Genomic DNA, 22,833 nt, shown 5'->3' with positions numbered 1-22,833 from the left:
CGCACCCGCTCCTCCGGGGCGGCGACATCTCGGTCGCGGCTATTCCTCCATCGCGACAGCCTGGCCGGTTCTGGCCGATTCCGTTGCGGCTTCGGCCAGAGCAAGTGCCGTGATTCCGTCCTGCAGCGTCACCGGGATATCTGACCCGTCCAGCGTTGCGGCCAGGAATGCGTCCCACTCGGCGGCATAGGCGGGCATGTAGCGTTCAAGGAAGAAATAGGTGGGCTTGCCCGAGACGACGCCATCCGCCGTCGATCTGATGACGGTGTTTTCAAGCATGTTTCCGGCCTGCAGCAGCCCGTCCGATCCCAGTACTTCGACCCGCTGGTCATATCCGTAAACGGCGCGACGGCTGTTCTTGATGACCGCAATCCGGCCATCGGCGTATGTCAGCGTGACGACAGCCGTATCGACATCGCCGGCGGCGCCGATTTCCGGGTTCACAACACTGCTGCCCACGGCGCGCACCGCAATCGGCGTTTCCCCCATCAGAAAGTTGGCCATGTCGAAATCGTGGATCATCATGTCGCGGAACAAGCCGCCCGACACCTTGATATAGGCCAGCGGCGGCGGGGCAGGGTCGAACGAGGTCAGGGACAAGAGTTCCGGGTTGCCGATCTCGCCCCGCGACATGGAGGCTTTCAGGGTCGCGAAGTTCGGATCGAAACGGCGATTGAACCCGATCATGATCGGCACGCCGGTGTCTGCGACGCTGCTCAGGCATTGCCGGGCGCGTTCCAGCGACAGATCCACGGGCTTCTCGCACAGCACAGCCTTGCCCGCGCGGGCGGCGGCTTCGATCAGGCCGGAATGCGTGTCCGTTGACGTCGCAATCAGCACGGCGTCGATATCCCGATCCGCCAGGATCTGTTCGGAACTGCGCGCCTCTGCCGAATGGGTTGAGGCCAGTCTGCTGGCGGCGTTCTGGTCGACATCCGACACCGCGACCAGTGACGAACGGGCGTTTCCGGCGATGTTCACTGCATGAACCTGACCGATCCTGCCCGCGCCCAGCAATCCTACCCTCAGCATCTTCACCTCCCGAATCTGCGGCGCTGTTTCCTGCGCTTGCGACGATAGGGATACATGATTTGCACGCGCGTGCAAACAGTTTTTGCACGCGCGTGCATTAGGGGTGCATTCGGCCGCTTGCGCAGCTATGCTGACCGAGACCGGCTTGAATGGGCCGCCAATCGTGAACAGGATGTGCGCCGTGCCGAAACCAGACAGCTTCGACAATGTCACCGCCGATGATGTTGCCGTGGCAGCCGGGGTTTCGCGCTGGACCGTCAATCGGGCGTTCAAGAAAGATGCTTCGATCTCGCCCAAGACGCGGGCCAGGGTCATCACGGCGGCGCAGTCACTGGGCTATGTGCCCGATCTCAGTGCGGCGGCCCTGGCCTCCACGCGATCGAACCTTGTCGCGCTGCTGGTCGATGACTTCGCCAATCCCCACAAGCTGGTGATGTTGGAACGTCTGACCCGTGCGCTGCGCAGTCGGGGGTGGGATACGCTGCTGGTCAACACTCTGGACCGCGAGGACACGGCGCCGGCGTTGATGAATGCCAGCCAGCGCCGCGTGGACGCGACGATCCTGATCGGGATTCAGTTCGACGACGAAGTTCTGGCGACGGCACTTGGCGCCCGCCGCTTCAAGAAGCTGATCATTTTTGCCCGTACTTCGCAGAACCCCAACACCATTTCGATCGCCGTCGACGATGAGGCCGCCACACGCGAGATCGCGCATTATGTGATCCAGAAGGGCTATCGCCGCCCGCTATACGTGGCGGGGCCAGAGACGGTTTCCGCGCACCTGCTGCGCAAGGAAACATTCGCGACGATCTGGCAGGACCGTTTCGGTGTGGTGCCGGACAGCGTTTCGGTTGCCAGATACGATGCGATGCTTGCCGAGAAAGTGGCGCTTGAGGCGTTGCAGGGGCGTGACGCCGCCAGTCTGCCGGATGTCATCGTGTGCGAGAACGACGCACTTGCGCTTGGGGTCGTCGATACGATCCGGCACCGGCTTGGCTTGCGTGTTCCGGAAGATATCGCCGTGATCGGGTTCGACGACGTGCCCCAGGCCGAAAGTCCGAACTATCGTCTGACAACCTATCGTCAGCCGCTTACCCAGATGTCCAACTATCTGGTCGATGTGCTCGAAAGCCCCGACACGACCAATCTGGATCGCAAGTTTCTCGGTTCGATGGTGGTTAGAGATAGCGCCTGAATCAGCAATTGCCGGCAGATCACAGGCGGATTCGGTGCTTTGCGCCGTCAACATGGAATCAAGGACGCAGGATCGTCCGACCCTTCCCCAACCGGCGCCACGCGTTCCTGACGGGTTGAATTGCCCTTGCAGCAGGATTTCTCGCAACCTTGGCATGTTCCGGCTGGGGGCTTCGCAGCCACGGCGTGATGTCCATGTAATCAGTCGACGCATCCTGCGAAAGAAATGTCGCAAATTGTGTTGCCAGCGCGCCGATCGCGCGCGTAACCTCGGCCTCGCGCTGAATAACCATATCAAAACAGGGAGAGCGCTCATTGCTGGATCAAGGCACTGGCGACGCTTACGTCGCCTTTGAGCATGTGCAAAAAAGTTATGACGGCCAGACACTTGTCGTCAAAGACCTGAACCTTGCGATCGGCAAGGGCGAATTCCTGACCATGCTGGGGCCCTCGGGGTCGGGCAAGACGACCTGCCTGATGATGCTGGCAGGTTTCGAGACCGCGACCCATGGCGAAATCCGCCTGGCGGGCAAGCCGATCAACCAGGTTCCCCCCCACAAGCGCGGCATCGGCATGGTGTTTCAGAACTATGCGCTGTTCCCGCACATGACGGTGGGCGAAAACCTGTCCTTCCCGCTGGAAGTGCGGGGGATGGACAAGGACGAACGCGAAACCCGTGTCAAACGCGCGCTGGACATGGTTCAGATGGGCAGCTTCGCAAGTCGCCGTCCCGCGCAGCTGTCGGGTGGCCAGCAACAGCGGATTGCGCTGGCGCGTGCGCTGGTTTTCGATCCGCAGCTTGTGCTGATGGACGAACCGCTTGGGGCGCTGGACAAGCAGCTGCGCGAACACATGCAGTTCGAGATCAAGCACCTGCACGAAAGACTGGGCATCACGGTCGTCTATGTGACCCACGATCAGGGCGAAGCCCTGACCATGTCGGACCGGGTTGCGGTGTTCAACGACGGCCGCATCCAGCAGCTTGCCGCACCGGCCGATCTGTATGAACGTCCTGAAAACAGCTTCGTGGCGCAGTTCATCGGTGAAAACAACAAGCTGCCGGGAACCATCGAGCAGTTGAGCGGCGAGAACGCCCTTGTGCGCCTGTCATCGGGCGAACTGATCGACGCGACCCCGGTGAACGTTACGGAAAAGGGGCAACAGACGCTGGTGTCGATCCGGCCCGAGCGGGTCGAGTTCAAACCTGAAATGATGCCGCCGAACGCGCACATGATCGACGCGACCGTCGTCGAGGTCATCTATATGGGCGACATCCTTCGCGCCCGCCTGAACGTGGCGGGGGCGGATGATTTCGTCATGAAGATGCGTAACACCCAGGGCCAGACGCATCTTGAGCCGGGCCAGAAGATCAAGGTCGGCTGGCATCCGGCGGATGCACGCGCCCTGGACCCGATCTGAACAGGAAGAGGTAAGCCAATGAAAAGAACCATACTGATCTGCACCGCTCTCGTCTCGCCGTCCTGGGCGATGGCCGAGGGCACGGTCGAAGTCATGTCTTGGGGTGGGGCTTACTCTCAGTCTCAGATCGATGCCTACAACAAGCCATTCGAAGCCGAGACGGGCATCAAGGTCAACATGACCGATGTCGACAATCCGGCAACGCCGGTGAAGGCGCAGGTGCAGGCAGGCAATGTCAGCACCGATGTGGCCAGCATCGGCTATTCCGATGCGACCCGTTTGTGCGACGAAGGGATGTTGCAGGAAATCGACCCCGCCGATCTGCTGCCTGCCGCCGACGGAACCTCGGCCGAGGAAGATTTTCTGGAAGGCGGGCTGTCGGATTGCTTTGTCGCAACGGATGTTTATGCGACGATCGTCGCCTATGACGAAAGCCGTTTTCCTGACAATCCGCCCTCCAGCATCGCTGATTTCTTCGATGTCGAGGCCTATCCCGGCAAGCGCGGAGTACTGAAGGAGCCGCGCTTCAACATGGAAATGGCGCTGATGGCCGACGGTGTTCCCGCGGATGAGGTGTACGAGGTTCTCTCGACGCCCGAGGGACTGGATCGCGCTTTCGCCAAGTTGGACACGATCAAGCCACACGCGATTTTCTGGGATGCGGGCGCCCAGCCTCCGCAATTGCTGGCCGATGGCGAGGTGGTGATGACGCAGGCCTATAACGGCCGCATCTTCAACGCCGCCGTGGACGAGGGCAAGCCCTTCAAGATCATCTGGGACGGCCAGATCTACGAGATGGAAGGCTGGGTCATGCCGATCGACGGCCCGAACCCCGAGAATGCGATGGAATATCTCAAGTTCTCGACCAGCGCGGAATCGCTGGCGCGCGCGTCCATGCAGATCAGCTATGGCCCGCCGCGCAAGAGTTCGGCGCCCCTGGTCGGGAACTACAAGGACACCGATATTCCGATGCCGCCGAACCTGCCAACCTCGCCCGAGAACATGGGCAACGCGCTGGCGTTCGACAACGATTTCTGGGTCGACAACATGTCGCAGCTGAATGAACGCTTTGCGGCCTGGCTGGCCTCCTGATTTCTTCGCCGGGCCTTCGGGTTCGGCGACGCTTGCCCGCAAGGGCCAAGAATGACGGCCAAGGCGCCGCGAGAATCGTGCAGTTGGAGAAAGCGATGACCCGAACCCTGATACTGACCACCGCGCTTGGCCTTGTGGCGTCGCCGGTACTTGCCGATGTCAACCTGCTGTCCTGGGGCGGTGCCTATGGCAACAGCCACCTGGAAGCCTATGCCAAGCCGTTCGAGGCCGAAACCGGCATCAAGGTGAACATGGCGGACGCCGACAATCCCGCCACGCCGATCAAGGCGATGGTCGAAGCGGGCAATGTCACGGCTGACGTGGCCTCGGTCGAATATGCCGACGCGGTGCGGCTGTGCGATGAGGGGCTGGTCGAGATGATCGATGTGTCGATGCTGGAACCGGCACCCGATGGAACCCCTGCTGAAGAGGATTTCATCGATGGCGCGATCACCGACTGTTTCGTCGGCACCGATGTCTATTCGATGGTGCTGGCCTATGATGATACCAGGTTCACCGATGCAAAGCCCGCCGGACCTGCGGATTTCTTCGATCTGGAGAAGTTCCCCGGCAAACGCACCATGCGCAAGGGCGCCAAGTTCAATCTGGAACTGGCACTGATGGCCGACGGCGTGCCCGCCGATCAGGTTTATGAGGTGCTGGAAACGGCTGAAGGCGTCGATCAGGCCTTTGCGAAGCTGGACGAGATCAAGGACAGCGTGATCTGGTGGGAGGCCGGTGCCCAGCCACCGCAACTGCTGGCAGATGGAGAAGTGTCCATGGCCTATGCGTTCAACGGCCGGATCTTCAACGCGGCGCATGGCGAGGGCAAGCCCTTCAAGATCATCTGGGATGGTCAGATCTACGAGATGGAAGGATGGGTGATGCCCAAGGGCGCGCCAAATCTTGAGGAAGCGAAAAAATTCGTCGCCTTCTCGACGGCATCGAAGCAGCAGGCGCGTGCCGCCGAATTCATCAGCTATGGTCCGCCGCGTCGTTCGGCAGCCGCACTGGTCGGCAATATCGAAGGAACCGATCAGCCGATGGGGCCGAACCTGCCCACGACCGAGGCGAACATGACCAACGCGCTTGGATCAAATCTGGATTTCTGGGTCGATCGCGATGCCGAGTTGAATGAGCGTTTCAACAGCTGGCTTGCCGGCTGAGGAAAGCGGCGGGCGCGGCGAGGGTCGCGTCCGCCGGCCCGAACACGGGCAAGCAACGAGACGGCCGAAAGCCGCAATATCCAACGGGAGAAAATCTTGAAAAAGACCCTTATTCTGACCACCGCGATCGCGGGTCTTGCGTCGGCAGCAGTTGCCGCCGAAGGCGAGGTCAATGTCGTGTCCTGGGGGGGCGCGTATGAACGTTCGCAGGTCGAGGCGTATAATGCGCCCTTCACGGAACAGACCGGCATCAAGGTGAATATGATCGCCGCCGACAACCCCGCCACGCCATTGAAGGCGCAGGTCGAGGCCAGGAACATCAGCGGCGACGTGTTCGATGTCGAAGTGTCCGACGCCATCCGTCTTTGCGACGAAGGCGCGCTGGTCGAGATCGATCCGGCGGTCCTGCCGGCCGCCCCGGACGGCACCCCGGCCGAGGAAGATTTCCTTGACGGCGCCTTGCTGGACTGCGCCGTTGCGAACATCTTCTGGGGCACGGTCATCGCCTTCGACGAGACCAAGTTCGCGGACAATCCGCCATCGACCGCCGCCGACTTCTTCGATCTCGAGGCGTTCCCCGGCAAGCGCGGCCTGCCCAAGAACCCCAAGCGCACCCTGTATCTGGCGCTGATCGCCGACGGCGTGCCCGCGGACGAGATCTATGACAAGCTGGGCTCGGATGAGGGCGTCGATCAGGCCTTTGCGAAACTGGACACGATCAAGGACGAGGTTGTCTGGTGGGAAGCAGGTGCGCAACCCGTGCAGCTGCTGGCCGATGGTGAGGTCACGATGGCGACCGGGTATAACGGTCGGTTCTTCGACGCGATGGTGGCCGAGGGCAAGCCCTTCAAGATCATCTGGGACGGCCAGTACATGGATCTGGACATGTTCGTGATCCCGAAGGATTCGCCCAACCCCGAGGCGGCGATGGAGTACCTGAAATTCGCCACCGATACCCAGCGTCTTGCTGATCAGGCGAAATATATCGCCTATGGACCGGCGCGCAAATCCTCGGCCGCGCTGGTTGGCATGTATCAGGACGGCGAGACCGAGATGGCGCCGCACATGCCCACCAACCCGGATCACATGACCTCTGCGGTGATGGACGACCCGGAATTCTGGGCCGACCACGACGCCGAGCTGACCGAACGCTTCAACAGCTGGCTGGCCGGTTCGTGATCTGATCCTGCCGCCTCCGCAGGCGCGGGGGCGGCGACCTAACTGCCGAGGACATCATGGCGAACGCTCTTGATCCACATGCCGCCATCGTGACCACCGCCTCGGGCGAGACGGATGGCACGCTGACCACCGCCGACGGCAAGCCGCTGTCGCGCGCCCTTGCGCGCAGCCAGCGCAGGGCCAAACGCCGTGCCTTTCTTCTTGTGTTGCCGCTTCTGGCCTTCATCCTGATCACCTTCGTGGTGCCGATCGGGCAGATGCTGCAGCGGTCGTTCTACAATGACGGTTTCTCGGCCAACATGCCGCAGATCTCGCAATGGTTTGCCGAAAACCCGCGCGGCACCGATCCGGACGAGGCCGCATGGACCGCGCTTGCGAATGATCTGCAGGTATCTGCCGAGGCGCGCACGATCGGGGTCGTCGGCACCAGGATCAACTATGACGTGCCGGGCACAAGGTCGCTGTTCACCTCGACCGGCCGCAAGGTCCGGCGCGGGATCGAGCCGCCCTATGATCAGGCGCTGCTTGAGATGGACGAGGACTGGGGCAGTTCCACCCTGTGGGCCGCGATGCGCGACGCATCGACACCCTATACCGGCAATTTCTACCTTGCCTCGCTGGACCGGACCCGTGCCGATGACGGCAGCATCCAGCAGGTCGAGGAACGCCAGCGCGTCTATGTGATGCTGTTCATGCGCACCTTCTGGCTGTCGCTGCTGATCACCGGACTGACATTCTTGCTGGGCTTTCCGGTCGCGCATCTTCTGGCGACGCTGCCGATGCGCAAGTCGAACCTTCTGATGATCCTGGTGCTGCTGCCATTCTGGACCTCTCTTCTGGTCCGCACCACATCCTGGATGGTGCTGCTGCAGCAGCAGGGCGTGATCAACGACATCCTCGTCTGGCTGGGCGTTATCGGCGGCAGCGGACGGTTGCAGATGATCTACAACCAGACCGGCACGATCATCGCGATGACCCATATCCTGCTGCCGTTCATGATCCTGCCGCTGTATTCGGTGATGCGGACGATCAACCCATCCTATGTCCGCGCCGCGCGCAGCCTGGGCGCGACAAGCTGGACCGCCTTCCGCCGCATCTATTTCCCGCAGACGCTGCCGGGGCTGGGGGCAGGGGCGCTGCTGGTGTTCATTCTGGCTGTTGGCTACTACATCACGCCCGCGCTGGTCGGCGGTTCCTCGGGTCAGCTGATCTCGAACATGATCGCCATGCACATGACCGACACGCTGAACTGGTCCATGGCGGCGGCGCTGGCGGCCTTGTTGTTGGCTTCGGTCCTGATCCTCTACTGGCTCTACGACCGCATGGTCGGCATCGACAATCTTAAGCTGGGGTAATCGCGAATGGCAGTCCCGACCTATGCAACCCCGCTGGAGCGCAGCTGGCACTATGCCTATCTGGTGATCTGCGGGTTGATCTTCTTCTTCCTGATCGCGCCGATCGTGGTCATCATCCCGCTGTCGTTCAACGCCGAACCCTATTTCACCTTTACCGACCGGATGCTGGAATTCGACCCGGAAGGGTATTCGATGCGCTGGTATGACAGCCTGCTGACCTTCGGGATGCTCAGCCCAGATGCGCCGCGCGATGCATCGTGGTGGGCGGATGCCTGGGCAAACGCCAAATGGGTGAATGCCGCCAAGAACTCGATCATCATCGGTTTCTTCTCGACGGTGCTGGCCACCGTGCTGGGCACGCTTGCAGCGCTTGGCCTGTCGCGCCCGGAAATGCCCTTCCGCCGGGCGATCATGGCGACGCTGATCTCGCCGATGATCGTGCCGCTGATCATCACGGCGACGGGCATGTTCTTCTTCTATTCGAATCCCTGCGAATTGCTGACGCTGTTCGGGCTGGATCCGCAATGCGGCCGCCTTGCGGGGACCTATCTGGGCGTCGTCTTGGCGCACGCAACGCTTGGCATTCCGTTCGTGATCATCACCGTCACCGCGACGCTGGTGGGCTTCGATCAGTCGCTGAACCGTGCCGCGGCCAGCCTTGGCGCCAATCCCCGCACGACCTTCTTCAGGATCACCATGCCGCTGATCCTGCCGGGTGTCATTTCAGGTGCGTTATTCGCCTTCGTCACGTCGTTCGACGAGGTGGTGGCGGTGCTGTTCATCGCCGGCCCGGATCAGCAGACCATCCCGCGGCAGATGTGGAACGGCATCCGTGAACAGATCAGTCCGGCGATCCTGGCCGTCGCGACGCTGCTGGTGATCTTTTCGATTGCGCTGCTGACCACCGTTGAACTGCTGCGCCGCCGGTCAGAGCGGATCCGGGGCATCACCCCGCACTGATGCTGCCCGGGTCGCGGCGGCAGGGCAGGGAACCTGTGGCCGCCTGAAGGGTTTGATCCGCGTGGGACACACAAGCAGGGACTTCATGGCTGCGGATAGCGGAAAACTTTTGCAGCCGGGCAGCAATTGCTGGCGCATCGAATCCTCGAACCGATTTACCTTTATCGTCGATGCCGACGCCTATTTTGCGGCGGCCCGTCAGGCCATGCTGCAGGCCCGGCACAGCATCCTGATGATCGGGTGGGATTTCGACCCCAGAATCGACATCGGCAAGGCCGATGAAGGGCCGGCGCGTCTGGGTGAATTCCTGACCTGGCTGGCCAACCGCACCCCCTCGCTGGAAATTCGTCTTCTGCGCTGGGATACGGGTGCGTTCAAGGCCATGTTCCGGGGCAATACCCTGCTGACGGTGCTGCGCTGGAAGGCACATCCGCGCATCACGCTCAGCCTTGACGCCCATCATCCGATTGCAAGCTCGCATCACCAGAAGATCGTGGTGATCGACGACAGCATCGCATTCTGTGGCGGCATCGACATGACCGAGGGGCGTTGGGACCGCCGCGCACATCTGGATGACGACCCGCAGCGGCGCGGTCCAGACGGCTCGCCGCATCCACCTTGGCACGATGCGACCAGCGCCTTCGACGGCGCGGCGGCACAGGCCATGGGCGATCTGGCGCGCCAGCGCTGGAAGATCGCGACCGGTCAGGAATTGCAGCCCGCGACCTGTCACGACGGCTGTTGGCCCGACGCGCTGACCCCGTCGTTCCGTGACGTGCGTCTTGCCATTGCCCGGACGCGTCCCGAAATGGACGATGTGACCCCGATCCACGAGATCGAGGCGATGTATCTGGATCTGATCGGTCGCGCCCGCCAGACGATCTATGCCGAAAGCCAGTATTTCGCTTCGCGTCGGGTGGCGCGCGCCATCGCACAGCGTCTGACCCAACCCGATTGCCCCGAAATCGTGATCGTCAATCCGGTCAGCGCAGAGGGCTGGCTGCGCAGCAAGGCGATGGATTCCGCGCGTGCACGGCTGATCGAGGCGCTGCGCCGTCTTGACCGTCACGGCCGGCTGCGTGTCCTGCATGCCCTGACCGATGGCGGGGCCGAGATCTACATTCATGCCAAGGTGATGATCGTCGATGATCACTGGCTGCGCGTCGGGTCGTCGAACTTCAACAACCGGTCGATGCGTCTGGACACAGAATGCGATGTGGTGCTGGCGGCGGACGAGCCGGGAAACGAGGGCGTGAGAGAACGAATCGCCGCGATTCGCAACGACCTGATCGCCGAACATCTGGGCGTCTCATCCGATCAGGTTGCCGATATGCTGGACCAGACGGGATCGCTGATCCAGACAATCGACAGGCTGCGCGTGGACGAGGGGCAGGGGCGGACGCTGCGCGACTATCGTCTGCCCGATCTGAACGGGGCCGAGGAATGGCTGGCCGACAACGAGATCCTGGACCCCGAGGGCCCTGACATGATCTTCGAACAGGTCGAGAAGCGTGGCCTGTTCCGGGGCTGGAAACGCCTGCGGAGCCGGTTTCGCCGGCACAGGTGAACCGGCGGCTTTCCGCAATCGGATCTGCGCTGTGAACCATGGCGGTGCAATTCTCGCGCGCGGCACCTATCTGGACAGTTCTGGCAGGAAAAGGCGACCGAGGCATATATGAAAGATGCTGAACACCAGGCAGGCCCGATCCTGCATTTTCGCGGACAGGATCACGACGGTGTTCGGCTTGCGGCGATCAACATATGGCCTTCGGATGTCGGACCGCCGCCAACCGTGCGAACCGCGCAGAACGAAATCGCGCCTTGCCGTATTGCCACGGTTGGTGAGATGTCGGTCTGGCGCCACGACTTTCGCCTGGCGCAGCGCGAGGGCGGCTATGGGTTCGGAGCACAGTTTCATCCTGTCGTGACCGATCTGACGGACGACCTGCGGATCGCCTTCGTGTCGTGCAATGGCGAAGAACACGGCGATCTGGATCGCGACGGCCCGGAACGCAACCTGATGTGGTCGCGGCTGGCGGATGAACATGCGCGGGCACCGTTTGCGCTGCTGCTGCAGGGCGGTGATCAGATCTATGCCGATGAGGCCACGCACGGGCACCCTCTCAGCAACGAGTGGCCGGATCGGGTCGTCGCCGATCCCGATGCGGCGGCCCTGGCGGGCCTTGAGGATCATCTGCGCGCAGGTTTCCTGCAAAGATACCTGTCGGTCCTTGCCGCGCCGGACTGCACCGGGCTGTTTGCCTCGGTCCCCACGCTGTCGATCTGGGACGACCATGATATCTGCGATGGTTGGGGGTCGTTGCCCGAGGCCGCGACCGATTCGCATGTCGGACGGGTTCTGTTTCGCGTTGCGCGGCAGATGTATCTGCTGTTTCAGCATGGCGCGACCGAGGCGGATATTCCTGATCTGTTTTTCGATCCTTCGGGCCGGAACCTCGGGTGGCGGCGCGACCTGCCGGGGCTGACGATCTTTGCGCCCGATCTGCGATCCGAACGGCGCCGCAGGCGTGTGATGGACGAGGCTGGCTGGCAAGGTGTCGAGAGCATCCGACCCGAGGCGGGGGCGCACACGCTGATGGTGTCCAGCGTGCCGTTATTGGGGCCACGCCTGTCGCTGCTGGAAAGCGTGATGGGGCTGATTCCCCGGATGCAGCACTATGAGGACGATCTGCGCGATCAGTGGCAAAGCCACGCGCATCGCGAGGAGTGGCGGCGGATGCTGCGCCAGGTGCTGAGGATGCGCGAGGCTGGGCCGGTCACCGTTCTATCGGGCGAGATCCATCTGGCAACCCGAGCCGAGATGGGGCCGCAGGACAGCTTGATTCACCAGCTTGTGGCGTCTGGCATTTCGCATCGCGCCCCGCCGTCGCTGTATGCACGCGCGCTGGGATGGCTGGCCGGGCTGGCCGAGGCGCCGTTGTCCGGGCATCCGATCAGTGTCCGCCCTCTTCCTGGCCATAGACAGCGATATATCGCGGAACGAAACTTCCTGACGCTGGATCGTCGCGGCAGACGTTGGCAGGCGGTCTGGCATCTGGAACATTCCGGTCAGACACAGCCCCTGCCGCTGGACTGATCGCCGCGCGTCAGCGCGGCTTGCGGCCTGGCGGCAGAGACCGGGCCGGGCTTTGCTCGGCCCGCGCCCCTTCGGTGGAGTCTTTCATCCGGTGGCCAGCAAGACAAGCGTTCCGGCGCGGGTGTCCGCCAGTTTCTCTGCCGCGCGCCATGCGCGGAGGCCCGATCTGCAGCACAACACGGTTCGGCCTCCCGGCCCGGGCTGCGGCAGATCAGGGCCGATCCTGTCCGGGCCGCAGCGCAGCGTCGCCTCGCGGACCGGGGGGCCTTCTTCGGGTGCGCGCAGGTCGATCAGCAGGTCGGCCGGCCGCAGATCCACCGGCGCGATGAAGCGCAGCCGGCCCATCGGTTCTGGTGCATCGGCAAAGCCGAAGCCGCCGAACTGTTGGCGCCCGGCATCGAAACTGATGATCCGGCCAAGGGGCGACGGCGCCAGCCCCGCCAGCCAGTTCAGCGCCATGTCCGCCTGAAGGCTGCCGATCACGCCCACGACCGATCCGATGACGCCCTCGGTCGCGCAGCTTCCGGCGCGGTCCGGCAGGTCCGGAAACACCGCACGCAGGGACGGCGCACCACCGCAGAAACCGCCGGCATAACCTTGCCGTCCGATCACCGACCCCGAGATCAGCGGAACCCCGGATTGAAGCGCATGATCTGACAGCACATAGCTTGCGGCAAAACTGTCCGCGCAATCCAGGATCAGGTCGCAACCCTCTGCAAGTGTCGCGACATTGGCCGGGTCCAGTCGCTCCTCGATAGGCTCGACCTTGCAATTCGGGTTCAGCCCGTCCAGGCAGGCCGCCGCCGCCGCAACCTTTGCCTGTCCAAGATCGTCGATGCGAAACAGCGTCTGACGATGCAGGTTGGTGACCTCGACGATGTCGGGATCGACCAGTCGCAGTCGTCCCACACCGGCGCCTGCCAGATATTGCAGGACCGGTGCGGCCAGACCGCCCGCGCCGACGATCAGGACCCGCGCCCTGGCCAGCCGGTTCTGCGCGTCGGGGCCGATCACGGCCAGCTGTCTTGCATACCGTGTCATCTTGTCGCCCCGATCCATTCGCGGATGCGCCCCTCGGGGTCGCGGTGCAGCGTGATGTCGGTCACGGCTGACACGATGTCGGCCCCGGCTGCAAAGGCCGGTGCCGCGCGCGCGACCGACAAACCGCCGATGGCGACAAGCGGTACCCCGCCGACCAGATGTCGCCATTCGGTCAACCGCTCAAGCCCTTGTTCATGCCATCTCATCTTCTTCAGGATGGTCGGCCAGACCGGCCCCAGCGCCACATAGTCGGGTTGCAGGGCCAGTGCCCGATCCAGTTCCGCATGGTCATGCGTTGATATCCCCAGCCGCAGTCCTGCCCGGCGAATCGCGGCAAGGTCGGCGCCCTCCAGATCTTCTTGTCCCAGATGCAGCCAGTCGCAGCCAAGTTCGATGGCTGCCTGCCAGTGATCGTTGACCACCATCACCGCGCCCGCCCGGCGACACAGATCGCGACCCTCTTCCAGCAAGGCGCGGGTTTCGTCGGCAGGGCGGTCCTTGATGCGCAGTTGCACCAGCCTGACCCCCAGCGGCAGCGCACGGCGCAGCCAGTCGGGATGATCGAAGATCGGATAGAATCGATCCAGCGTCATGCCAACTCCGCCAGTCCGATCATCGGGGTCGAGGGCGCGGCCATGTCGCGCGGCTGCATCGGATCGGCCTCATAGGCCAGACGCCCCGCGTCAAGGCCGCGAGCGAAGCCCTCGGCCATCGCCGCCGGATCGCCTGCCTTGGCAACCGCCGTGTTCAGCAGCACGGCGTCAAACCCCATCTCCATGGCCGCCGCGGCGTGGCTGGGCAGGCCCAGACCTGCGTCGATCACCATCGGCACATCGGGATATTGTGCGCGCAGAGTGCGCAGTCCGTACAGGTTGTTCAGGCCTAACCCTGTTCCGATCGGTGCGCCCCACGGCATCAGGACCTCGCATCCAGCCTGCAAAAGCCGGTCGGCGACGATGCCGTCCTCGGTCGTGTAGGGGAAAACCCGGAATCCGTCCCTTGTCAGGATGCGCGCGGCCTCAACCAGCCCGAACGGGTCGGGTTGCAGCGTGTCGGGATGGCCGATCACCTCCAGCTTGATCCACTCGGTGTCGAAGACCTCGCGCGCCATGTGGGCGGTGGTGACCGCCTCGCGCACCGTGTGGCAGCCCGCCGTGTTGGGCAGGACCGGCAGGTTCAGGTCGCGGATCAGTTCCCGGAATGCGGCGCCGGCACCGCCTGTACCCTCGCGCCGCAGCGAAACCGTGGCGATGCCCGCGCCCGAGCGGCGAAACGCGCGGGCAAGGATCGCGGGCGAAGGATAGCCCGCCGTCCCCAGCATCAGCCGCGACGCGATTTCGGTGCCATAGAAAACCGGCATCTCAGCCCCCCTGCATCGGTGCAAGAATTTCCAGCCGGTCGCCGGGCTGCAGCGTCTGCGCGCCGCGCCGGGCCGCCGGGACAAAGCTTTGATTGACTGCCGTCGCCACGTGCTGAACGCCATAGCCCAGTTCGGCCAAGACGGCCTCCAGCGTCGCGGCGGTCACCTCATGCGGCGTGCCATTTACCGTGATCTTCATCCATCACCTCCGGTTTTCTTCCATCAAGGACCAGCCCGGCCACCATTCGTGCCAGCGCGGGCGCAAGCAGAAAGCCGTGTCGATACAGGCCGTTGACGATAATGCGGTCGTCTTGCCGGCGGATGCGCGGCAGGTTGTCGGGGAAGGCCGGGCGTGCGTCCGCGCCGGTTTCCAGCAGCTCGGCCTCGGCGAACGCCGGGTCCAGTGCATATGCGGCGTTCAGCAGCTCGACCACGGATCGCAGCGTGGCCGGTCCGCGATGATCGGTCTCGATCTGCGTCGCACCCAGCATATAGATGCCCTCGCCGCGCGGCACGATGTACAGCGGGTGACGCGGGTGCAGCAGGCGGACGGGCCGGGTCAGGATGACACCGGGCGCACGCAGCACGGCCATTTCGCCACGCACGCCACGAAGGTCCGGCAATCGGTCGCGCGCTGCCAGTCCGCGGCAGTCGATCACCGGGCCTTGCGGGGGGCCGTCCTCAATCGTGACGCCATGGTCAGCCAGCCCGGCGGCAAGGGTCGCCAGCGCCTGTCGCGGCGCGATATGGGCCTCGGTCGGGAAAAGCAAAGCGCGATCAAAGCGGTCAGCCAAGGTGGGCTCGGTCTCGCCAAGCGCGGTGCGATCCAGTGAAACGTGATTCGTGCTGCGTCGGGCGAACCGGTCCAGTTCGGCCCGGTCGCGTCCCAGCGCGACGACCAGCGATCCCTGGCGCGTGACCGGCACGCCGGCTGCCTGCCACCAATCGGCGGCCTCTTGCCCCAGCCGGGTGATGGGTTCTTCGGCGCTTTCGCCCTCGCAGAAGGGCGCCAGCATGCCACCCGCCCACCACGAACAGCCATGCGCGCCCGGCGCGCCGTGCGGATCGATCAGTCGAACCGGGGCATTGCGCCGCGTCAGTTCGGTCGCGACCGCCAGACCGGTCACGCCCGCGCCCAGAACGGTGATCCGATCCCTCATGCCCAGACCTCGTGGAAATGATGCACCGGCCCATGCCCGCCGCCGATATTCAGCCGGTCCGCCGCCAGGATTGCGCCGTGCAGCCAGTGATGCGCGCGCTGCGTTGCGTCGGGCAGCGATGCGCCCCTGGCCAGTTCGACCGCAATGGCCGATGACAGGGAACAGCCGGTGCCATGGGTGTTCGCCGTGTGGACGCGCGGGGCGGTATATGACCGGGATGATTGCCCGGTCACCAGCCAGTCGGTGCAGATATCACCGCGGGCGTGGCCGCCCTTGACCAGCACCGCACCCACACCTTGCGCAATCAGTGCGGCACCCTGCGCCCGCATGTCGTCCTGCTGCTTCGCGATGTCCCGGCCTGTCAGCCGCGCGGCCTCGGGCAGGTTGGGGGTCAGCAGCGCGGCCCGCGGCAGCAGATCGTCGCGCAGTGCCGCGATGGCGTCGTCGTCCAGCAGCGCGTCGCCCGATTTCGCGATCATCACCGGATCCAGGACAACCGGGCCACGATAGTCTCGCAGTGCATTGGCCACCGCCCGCACGATGCCGACCGACCCCAGCATTCCGATCTTGATGGCATCGGCGCCGATATCGTCCAGCACTGCGCGGATCTGCAAGGCGACCAGTTCGGGCGGCAGCAGTTCCACCCCGTGCACGCCGCGGGTGTTCTGCGCCGTGACCGCCGTGATCGCGGTTGTGCCATAGGCGCCGCGCGCCGACGCGGTTTTCAGATCGGCCTGAATGCCGGCGCCGCCGCCGCTGTCCGAGCCCGCGATGATCAGCAGTGTGGGAACCCCTGCCATGTCGTTCCTCCGATGGGTTGCGACATGAAGGGGGGAGGGGGCGCGTCCGGCCCCGAAACTCCGTTCCCTACGCCGGCATTGCCCGGATCAGGTTCGATGGGTTGGCACGCGGCCTCTCAGCCCCGGATCTCGGGGCACCCCAACGGAATGACGAAAGCCTAGACCCGGTGCGAGCGGGATTCAAGTCAGCGTTCGAGGATCAGAAGATCGTTTTCGAAACTGACGCGCGCGAAGGTGCGCAGATAGGACATGCCCAGAAGCGAGCCGTCCAGATCTCCGCCGATCACCCAGGCGCGCACATTGCGATCCACGATGTCGCCGATCGCGAATTCGTCGATCGTGACAGGCGCGGTCTGAACCTCGCCATTGGCGGTCATCGCCCGTCCGACATATGCCAGATCGTCGGGCTCGATGCCGATGCGGCGCGCGTCCTCGGGGCCCAGGGCGATGGTCGAGGCGCCGGTATCCACGATGAACCGCACGTCGACGCCATTCAGTTCGGCGGTCAGGTGAAAATGACCGTCGCGGCCGACCGGGATCTCGATCCGGCCGCCCTGCATGACCTGCTGCCGCGGGCCGCCGCCGTCCAGCCATAGATCGGCGGCGAAGATCGCGCCGGCGAAGATGACAACCCACAGCACAAGCTGACGCAACGCCTGACCGCCACGGCCCGACAACTCGAACAGCATCGCACCGCCGATCACCACCAGCAGGACGATATAGTAGGCAAGCTGCATCCCGTCTTCACCGGCCATCACAGCAGCCCCGAGCCCTTCAGGCCGTCGATGACGAACTGCACCGAAAGCGCCGCAAGAAGCATGCCCAGAAGACGGGTGACAACCATCGTGCCGGTCCGGCCCAGGGCGCGGGCCAGCGGTGTCGCCAGGTGGAACAGCATCATCGCGATCGCCAGCACCGCCAGCATGACCAGATGCACCAGCACGATATGACCCCAGCCGGGCTGCTGCCCGGCCAGCAGGATCATCGTCGCCAGCGCGCCCGGCCCGGCAAGCAGTGGCATGGCCAGCGGAAAGACCGAGGGATCGTGGTCGGACGGGTCGTCATGGCCCTGACCCTCCCGCCGCTCGGTCCGCCGCTCGAACAGCATGTCCAGCGCGGTCAGGAACAGCAGCAGCCCGCCGGCGATGCGGAAGGCCGAGATCGAGATGCCGATGCCCGACAGGATCGCCTCGCCGGCAAGGCCGAACATGGTCAGCAGCACCGCCGCGATGACCAGCGCGCGGAAACCGATCCGGCGGCGCTGTGCACTGTCCATGCCGGGCGTCAGCGCAATGAAGATCGGCGCCAGTCCGACCGGGTCGATGACCACGAACAGCGTGACGAAAGCCGTGATATAGGGCGACATATCCATCCGCCCCTTATCGCCCGCCCCGCCCGCGGTGCCAAGCGCAACGACGGCGCCCGGATCCAAACGCTTGCGTGATCCTGCATTCGGGCTTTGCAATCCGGGCGGCGAGGCCCTAAATCTGTCGCGCGGACGGTCGGCCCGTCCGGCAAGGGAGTTTCGCATGCTGAACAATATCGGCCTTCCCGGCCTTCTTCTGATCGCAGTCGTTGTGCTGGTCCTGTTCGGGCGCGGCAAGATCTCGTCCCTGATGGGCGAAGTCGGCAAGGGCATCACGGCCTTCAAGAGGGGCGTCAAGGACGGCTCGGAAGAGATCGAGAACGCCGCCACCGACGACGAGACACGTGATGTGCCCGGCGAAAAAGCGCGCGACGTGACGCCGCACACCACCGACCGCAGCTGATCGGGCAAGGGCGCGGCGCATCATGTTGGATATCGGTTGGACCGAACTGCTGCTGATCGGCGTCGTGGCGCTGATCGTCGTCGGTCCCAAGGATCTGCCGCACCTGTTTCACTCGCTGGGGCGGTTTACGGCGAAGGCGCGCAGCATGGCGCGCGAGTTTACCTCGGCGATGGAGGACGCGGCCAAGGGGTCGGGTCTGGACGAGGCATCGAACAGCATCCACGAGCTGAAATCCCTGACCTCGAAAAAGTCGTTGGGCTTGGATGCGCTGGATCGTGCTGCCGACCGTTTCGAGAAATGGGATCCCAAGGTGCCGGATTCGCGCGGCAAGGCGCAACGCGATCCTGGTGCGGATCCGAGTGCGACGCCGAAGCCGGCCGGCGACGGCGCGACCGCCGCAAGTGCGGCATCGGCGGCGACGTCGAAGACCGGGGCTGCAACCGGCGAAACCGAATCCGACGGACAATCGGCGACCACCCCGGGCACCGGGGCAAGGCGTTTGCACGCAGTGCGTCGCAGCGACATGAAAGACGACTGAATTGGCCAGCAAGACCCATCCGGACGACGAGCTTGACGACAGCTCGGCCCCGCTGATCGAACATCTTGCCGAGCTGCGCACCCGGATCATCTGGTCGCTCTTGGCGTTCATCGTGGCAATGGTGCTGTGCTATACGGTCTGGAATCCGATCTACAATTTCCTGACGCGGCCGATCTGCCACGCTCTGGAATTGCGCGGCCAGGAATGCGGCCTGATCCTGTTGAAATTGCAGGAAGGCTTCTTCGTCGCCATCCGCATCTCGTTGCTTGGCGGCTTTGCGCTGGCCTTTCCGATCATCGCCTATCAGATGTGGCGTTTCGTCGCGCCGGGCCTGTATCGCAACGAGAAAAGCGCTTTTCTGCCGTTCCTGATCGCCTCGCCTGTGATGTTCTTTTTGGGCGCGGCTTTCGCCTATTACATCATCCTGCCGATGGCTTACGATTTCTTCCTGGGCTTTCAGCAGGGGCCGCTTGCACTGCCCGATGACGGCTCGGGCGAGGCCGCGCAGGCCGTCGCTGACAATCCGATGGCGGCGATCGTCTTTCAGGGCTCGGTGGACGAATACCTGTCGCTGACGACCAAGTTCATCCTTTCCTTCGGGCTCAGCTTCCAGCTGCCCGTGCTTCTGACCCTGATGGGCAAGGCCGGGCTGGTCACGGCCGAAGGGCTTGGCTCGGTCCGCAAATACGCCGTCGTCGCCATTCTGATGCTGGCCGCCGTCGCCACGCCACCTGACGTCGTCAGCCAGGTGGTGCTGTTCACGGTGGTTTACGGCCTTTACGAAATTTCGATCCAGCTGGTTCGCCGGATCCAGAAGCGGCGCGAGGCCGAACTGCGGGCCCAGGGGCTGTGGGTCGATGACGACGAAGACGAAAAGGACGGCGCATGAGGGGAGAGGGCGACGAGACCTGCGCGCTGACCCGGATCGCCGAGGCCTTTGAACGTCTGGCCCCCCCACCCGCGCCGGTGCCCAGTTTCACCGAAGCCACCGCCTATGTCTGGCATCCCGATCCCGATCGTCTGGAACCGGTCGAGATCGTCAATCGCGTCGATCTGGTGCAGTTGATCGGGATTGACCGTTCCAAGGACACTCTGCTGGCCAACACGCTGCAATTCGCGCGCGGCTTCGGCGCCAACAACGCGCTGCTATGGGGCGCGCGCGGGATGGGCAAGTCGTCCCTGGTCAAGGCCGTTCACGCCGAAGCGGTGGCACAGGGGCTGCCGCTGGTGCTGGTCGAGATCGCACGAGAGGATCTGGGTTCGGTCGGGCGTCTGCTGGCGATCCTTGGCCATGCGCGCGACAGGCGCTTTCTGCTGTTCTCGGACGACCTGTCCTTCAGCCATGACGATACGCAGTACAAGTCACTCAAGGCGGTGCTGGATGGCGGCATCAACGGCCGGCCCGGGAATGTGATCCTGTACGCCACGTCGAACCGCCGGCACCTGATGCCCCGCGACATGATCGACAATGAACGTTCGACAGCGATCCATCCCGGAGAGGCGGTCGAGGAAAAAGTCTCATTGTCGGACCGGTTCGGGTTGTGGCTGGGGTTTCATCCTTGTTCGCAGGAGGAGTATCTGGCGATGGTTCAGGGCTATTGCGACGCCTATGACCTGCCGATCGAGCCCGAGCTTCTGCGGGCCGAAGCCGTCGAATGGCAGGCGACCCGCGGCGGCCGGTCGGGACGTGTTGCGTGGCAACTGTTCACGGATCTTGCGGGCAGGCACGGCATCCCGGTGTGATGCTGCCTTGGCGTGCTGCCGTCCGCGCGCCGCGTCAGCGGCGCGGTCCCGGCTGGGGCGGCAGCACGCCGACCGCAAGGTCGGCACCCCCTCGCGGTTCGTTTCGATCCATGCCGCCCGAACCGGCTTGCACTGATCTTCGCCGCGCGGTTTCATCGTTTCCATGACCCAGCGCGGCGCGCCCCATGTCCTGACCGGAACCCGCATTCGCGAACGACGCCTTGCGTTGTCGCGTCGGCAGGCCGATGTTGCCAGGGCGGCTGGAATTTCACCCGCCTATCTGAACCTCATCGAACATAACCGCAGGCCGGTCGGAGCCGACCTGGTCCAGCGGCTGGCCGAGGTGCTTCAGGTGCCTTCCGAGGATCTTGCGGAGGGACGGGAAGAGGCCCGGATCGCGGCGCTGCGGGACGCGGCATCCCGCGCGCCCGAGATCGTGTCGGGGTCGCCGCCGGAACTTGATCAAGCGCCGGAATTCCTTGCCCGGTTTCCGGGTTGGGCCGAGGCGCTGATGGCGACCGCGCGCCGGTCCGAGGCGCTTGAACGGCAACTGGTCAATCTATCCGACCGGATGCGGCAGGATCCATATCTGCTGACTACGCTGCACGAAATCCTCTCGGCGGTGACGTCGGTCCGCTCGACCGCGTCAATACTGGCCGATGAAGGCGAGATTCCTGACGACTGGCGTCACCGATTTCACGCAAATCTCGATCAGGACAGCCTGCGATTGTCCACCACGGCGCAGGCGTTGGTGGCGTATCTGGACAGTTTCGAGGCCGAAAGCCCGATCTTCACGCCGCAGGAAGAAGTCGAGGCATGGATGGCCGCAGGTGCGCCGCCGGTGGACGAGGCAGGCGACCTGGCCTCGGACGCCGCACGGCAACTGGCGCGGACGCATCTTGCCAGACTCGAGGAAGAGCGTGAACGGCTGCCCGATGCCGACCTGTCCGCGGCCTCGGTGGATCAGGCCGATGCCGTTTCGATCGCGGCGCGTCTGGGTGCGCCGCTGGACCTGGTCATGCGCCGGCTTGCGGCGTTGCGCCCGGAAGGTTTCGCCCGTGCCGGGCTGCTGGTGTGCGACGGCTCTGGGGCGTTGACGCTGCGCCGCCCGGCGCCGGGATTTCCATTGCCGCGTCCCGGCGATGCCTGCCCGCTTTGGCCTTTATATCAGGCGCTTGCAGCGCCCCAGACGGCGATGGCGCATCTGGTGGTGACGCCTGAAGGACGCAGGTTCACGACGCTCAGCTATGCGACGCGCAGCCAGCCGTCCGGGATCAGCGGGCCGGTGCTGGGACGTGCACAGATGCTTTTTCAACCCGCCCCCGCATCCGCGTCGGCACCGGCCCTGCCGGAAGTTCCCATCGGCCCGTCATGCCGCATCTGCCCGCGTGCCGATTGCGCCGCGCGACGCGAGCCGTCGATCCTGCTGGCCAGATAGGACCTTTGTGCCGGTTCCGAGATGGAATGGGGCTTTGACAGGTGCGGCGCTTCCGGCCCATGATCTGCTGCATCTGCATGGGGGGAGGCCGGGCAGAGCCGATGGTGCTGGATATCCTGATGATCGAGGATGAACCGAACATCGCCGAGGCGGTGCGTTTCATTCTGGACCGCGACGGCTGGCGGCTGGCGCTGCATGCCGACGGGCGTGGCGCGATCGAGGCGATTCGCGACTGCAGGCCGCGGCTGCTGATCCTTGATCTGATGCTGCCGAACCGCTCGGGTGCCGAGATTCTGGCCGATCTGCGCGCGGACTCCGATCCGGCGCTGGCCGCGACGCCTGTGCTGATGCTGACCGCGCGGGGCGATACGGTCAGCGCCGCCGCACAGTCGGATGCCGTGCTGCCCAAGCCTTTCGCCAACGATGAATTGCGCGCCATGGTGCGCCGGATGCTGGCATGACACCACACTGCCCCGCGAAAGGTGCGTGC

General features: G+C 64.2%; 24 protein-coding genes and 1 riboswitch. Of the genes, 15 read left to right on the top strand and 9 right to left on the bottom strand.

Annotated elements, in window-relative coordinates; translation table 11 throughout:
- Positions 1-39: 39 nt before the first annotated feature.
- On the bottom strand, positions 40-1,032 hold the full coding sequence (gene iolG / locus MU516_RS09240; protein WP_260276938.1) for an inositol 2-dehydrogenase: 993 nt from the start codon (positions 1,030-1,032) through the stop codon (positions 40-42).
- 181 nt (positions 1,033-1,213) lie between these two features.
- Between iolG and MU516_RS09235 the strand changes: the two genes are divergently transcribed.
- The 9 genes from MU516_RS09235 (at position 1,214) to MU516_RS09195 (ending at position 12,494) form a co-directional block, all read left to right on the top strand.
- The gene (locus MU516_RS09235; RefSeq protein WP_260276937.1) at positions 1,214-2,227 is read left to right on the top strand and encodes a LacI family DNA-binding transcriptional regulator; all 1,014 of its coding nucleotides are present in this window, start codon (positions 1,214-1,216) and stop codon (positions 2,225-2,227) included.
- 314 nt (positions 2,228-2,541) lie between these two features.
- A complete protein-coding gene (locus MU516_RS09230; RefSeq protein ID WP_425606838.1) occupies positions 2,542-3,645 on the top strand; it encodes an ABC transporter ATP-binding protein in 1,104 nt (367 codons plus the stop codon).
- Positions 3,646-3,663: 18 nt separating this feature from the next.
- Positions 3,664-4,737 (top strand): ABC transporter substrate-binding protein, encoded by a 1,074-nt coding sequence (locus tag MU516_RS09225; protein WP_260276936.1) that lies wholly within the window; start codon positions 3,664-3,666, stop codon positions 4,735-4,737.
- A gap of 95 nt (positions 4,738-4,832) precedes the next feature.
- Positions 4,833-5,903, top strand: coding sequence for an ABC transporter substrate-binding protein (locus tag MU516_RS09220; protein ID WP_260276935.1), 1,071 nt, complete (start codon positions 4,833-4,835; stop codon positions 5,901-5,903).
- Positions 5,904-5,999: 96 nt separating this feature from the next.
- The gene (locus MU516_RS09215; RefSeq protein ID WP_260276934.1) at positions 6,000-7,082 is read left to right on the top strand and encodes an ABC transporter substrate-binding protein; all 1,083 of its coding nucleotides are present in this window, start codon (positions 6,000-6,002) and stop codon (positions 7,080-7,082) included.
- Positions 7,083-7,138: 56 nt separating this feature from the next.
- Positions 7,139-8,437, top strand: coding sequence for an ABC transporter permease (locus MU516_RS09210; RefSeq protein ID WP_260276933.1), 1,299 nt, complete (start codon positions 7,139-7,141; stop codon positions 8,435-8,437).
- 6 nt (positions 8,438-8,443) lie between these two features.
- Positions 8,444-9,397, top strand: coding sequence for an ABC transporter permease (locus tag MU516_RS09205; RefSeq protein WP_260276931.1), 954 nt, complete (start codon positions 8,444-8,446; stop codon positions 9,395-9,397).
- An 85-nt stretch (positions 9,398-9,482) separates the two neighbouring features.
- Positions 9,483-10,964 carry a phospholipase D-like domain-containing protein gene (locus MU516_RS09200; protein WP_260276930.1) on the top strand — a complete coding sequence of 494 codons (1,482 nt, stop codon included), beginning with the start codon at positions 9,483-9,485 and terminating at the stop codon, positions 10,962-10,964.
- A 108-nt stretch (positions 10,965-11,072) separates the two neighbouring features.
- On the top strand, positions 11,073-12,494 hold the full coding sequence (locus MU516_RS09195) for an alkaline phosphatase D family protein (RefSeq protein ID WP_260276929.1): 1,422 nt from the start codon (positions 11,073-11,075) through the stop codon (positions 12,492-12,494).
- A gap of 84 nt (positions 12,495-12,578) precedes the next feature.
- Here MU516_RS09195 and MU516_RS09190 read toward each other — a convergent pair whose 3' ends face one another.
- From MU516_RS09190 to MU516_RS09155, 8 genes are all read right to left on the bottom strand, one after another.
- Positions 12,579-13,535, bottom strand: a complete 957-nt coding sequence (locus tag MU516_RS09190; RefSeq protein ID WP_260276928.1) for a HesA/MoeB/ThiF family protein — start codon at positions 13,533-13,535, stop codon at positions 12,579-12,581.
- Entirely contained in the window at positions 13,532-14,128 is a 597-nt protein-coding gene (locus MU516_RS09185) for a thiamine phosphate synthase (protein ID WP_260276926.1), read from the bottom strand. The genes MU516_RS09190 and MU516_RS09185 overlap by 4 nt, the downstream gene beginning before the upstream one ends.
- Entirely contained in the window at positions 14,125-14,895 is a 771-nt protein-coding gene (locus tag MU516_RS09180) for a thiazole synthase (protein WP_260276924.1), read from the bottom strand. Before MU516_RS09180 ends, MU516_RS09185 begins: the two co-directional genes overlap by 4 nt.
- A gap of 1 nt (position 14,896) precedes the next feature.
- Positions 14,897-15,094, bottom strand: coding sequence for a sulfur carrier protein ThiS (gene thiS / locus MU516_RS09175; RefSeq protein WP_260276923.1), 198 nt, complete (start codon positions 15,092-15,094; stop codon positions 14,897-14,899).
- Entirely contained in the window at positions 15,063-16,055 is a 993-nt protein-coding gene (locus MU516_RS09170) for an FAD-dependent oxidoreductase (protein WP_260276922.1), read from the bottom strand. Before MU516_RS09170 ends, thiS begins: the two co-directional genes overlap by 32 nt.
- Entirely contained in the window at positions 16,052-16,855 is an 804-nt protein-coding gene (thiD, locus tag MU516_RS09165) for a bifunctional hydroxymethylpyrimidine kinase/phosphomethylpyrimidine kinase (RefSeq protein ID WP_260276921.1), read from the bottom strand. The genes MU516_RS09170 and thiD overlap by 4 nt, the downstream gene beginning before the upstream one ends.
- Before the next feature lie 47 nt (positions 16,856-16,902).
- Positions 16,903-17,007: riboswitch (TPP riboswitch) on the bottom strand.
- A gap of 33 nt (positions 17,008-17,040) precedes the next feature.
- Positions 17,041-17,610 (bottom strand): retropepsin-like aspartic protease family protein, encoded by a 570-nt coding sequence (locus MU516_RS09160; RefSeq protein WP_260276920.1) that lies wholly within the window; start codon positions 17,608-17,610, stop codon positions 17,041-17,043.
- On the bottom strand, positions 17,610-18,227 hold the full coding sequence (locus MU516_RS09155) for a MarC family protein (RefSeq protein WP_260276919.1): 618 nt from the start codon (positions 18,225-18,227) through the stop codon (positions 17,610-17,612). The genes MU516_RS09160 and MU516_RS09155 overlap by 1 nt, the downstream gene beginning before the upstream one ends.
- A gap of 157 nt (positions 18,228-18,384) precedes the next feature.
- Here MU516_RS09155 and MU516_RS09150 point away from each other — a divergent pair, with 157 nt between their 5' ends.
- From MU516_RS09150 to MU516_RS09125, 6 genes are all read left to right on the top strand, one after another.
- Entirely contained in the window at positions 18,385-18,624 is a 240-nt protein-coding gene (locus MU516_RS09150; protein ID WP_209055538.1) for a twin-arginine translocase TatA/TatE family subunit, read from the top strand.
- Positions 18,625-18,646: 22 nt separating this feature from the next.
- The gene (gene tatB, locus MU516_RS09145) at positions 18,647-19,162 is read left to right on the top strand and encodes a Sec-independent protein translocase protein TatB (protein WP_260276918.1); all 516 of its coding nucleotides are present in this window, start codon (positions 18,647-18,649) and stop codon (positions 19,160-19,162) included.
- 1 nt (position 19,163) lies between these two features.
- A complete protein-coding gene (gene tatC / locus MU516_RS09140) occupies positions 19,164-20,051 on the top strand; it encodes a twin-arginine translocase subunit TatC (protein WP_260276917.1) in 888 nt (295 codons plus the stop codon).
- On the top strand, positions 20,048-20,905 hold the full coding sequence (locus MU516_RS09135) for an ATP-binding protein (protein WP_260276916.1): 858 nt from the start codon (positions 20,048-20,050) through the stop codon (positions 20,903-20,905). Before tatC ends, MU516_RS09135 begins: the two co-directional genes overlap by 4 nt.
- A gap of 163 nt (positions 20,906-21,068) precedes the next feature.
- A complete protein-coding gene (locus MU516_RS09130; RefSeq protein ID WP_260276915.1) occupies positions 21,069-22,343 on the top strand; it encodes a short-chain fatty acyl-CoA regulator family protein in 1,275 nt (424 codons plus the stop codon).
- Between the two features lie 101 nt (positions 22,344-22,444).
- Entirely contained in the window at positions 22,445-22,804 is a 360-nt protein-coding gene (locus MU516_RS09125; RefSeq protein WP_260277021.1) for a response regulator transcription factor, read from the top strand.
- Positions 22,805-22,833: the final 29 nt, after the last annotated feature.

The organism is Paracoccus maritimus (genome assembly GCF_025195095.1).
GTDB lineage: Bacteria > Pseudomonadota > Alphaproteobacteria > Rhodobacterales > Rhodobacteraceae > Paracoccus > Paracoccus maritimus.
Note: the sequence above shows the minus strand (reverse complement) of the source record. Positions and strands in the feature narration are given on the sequence as shown.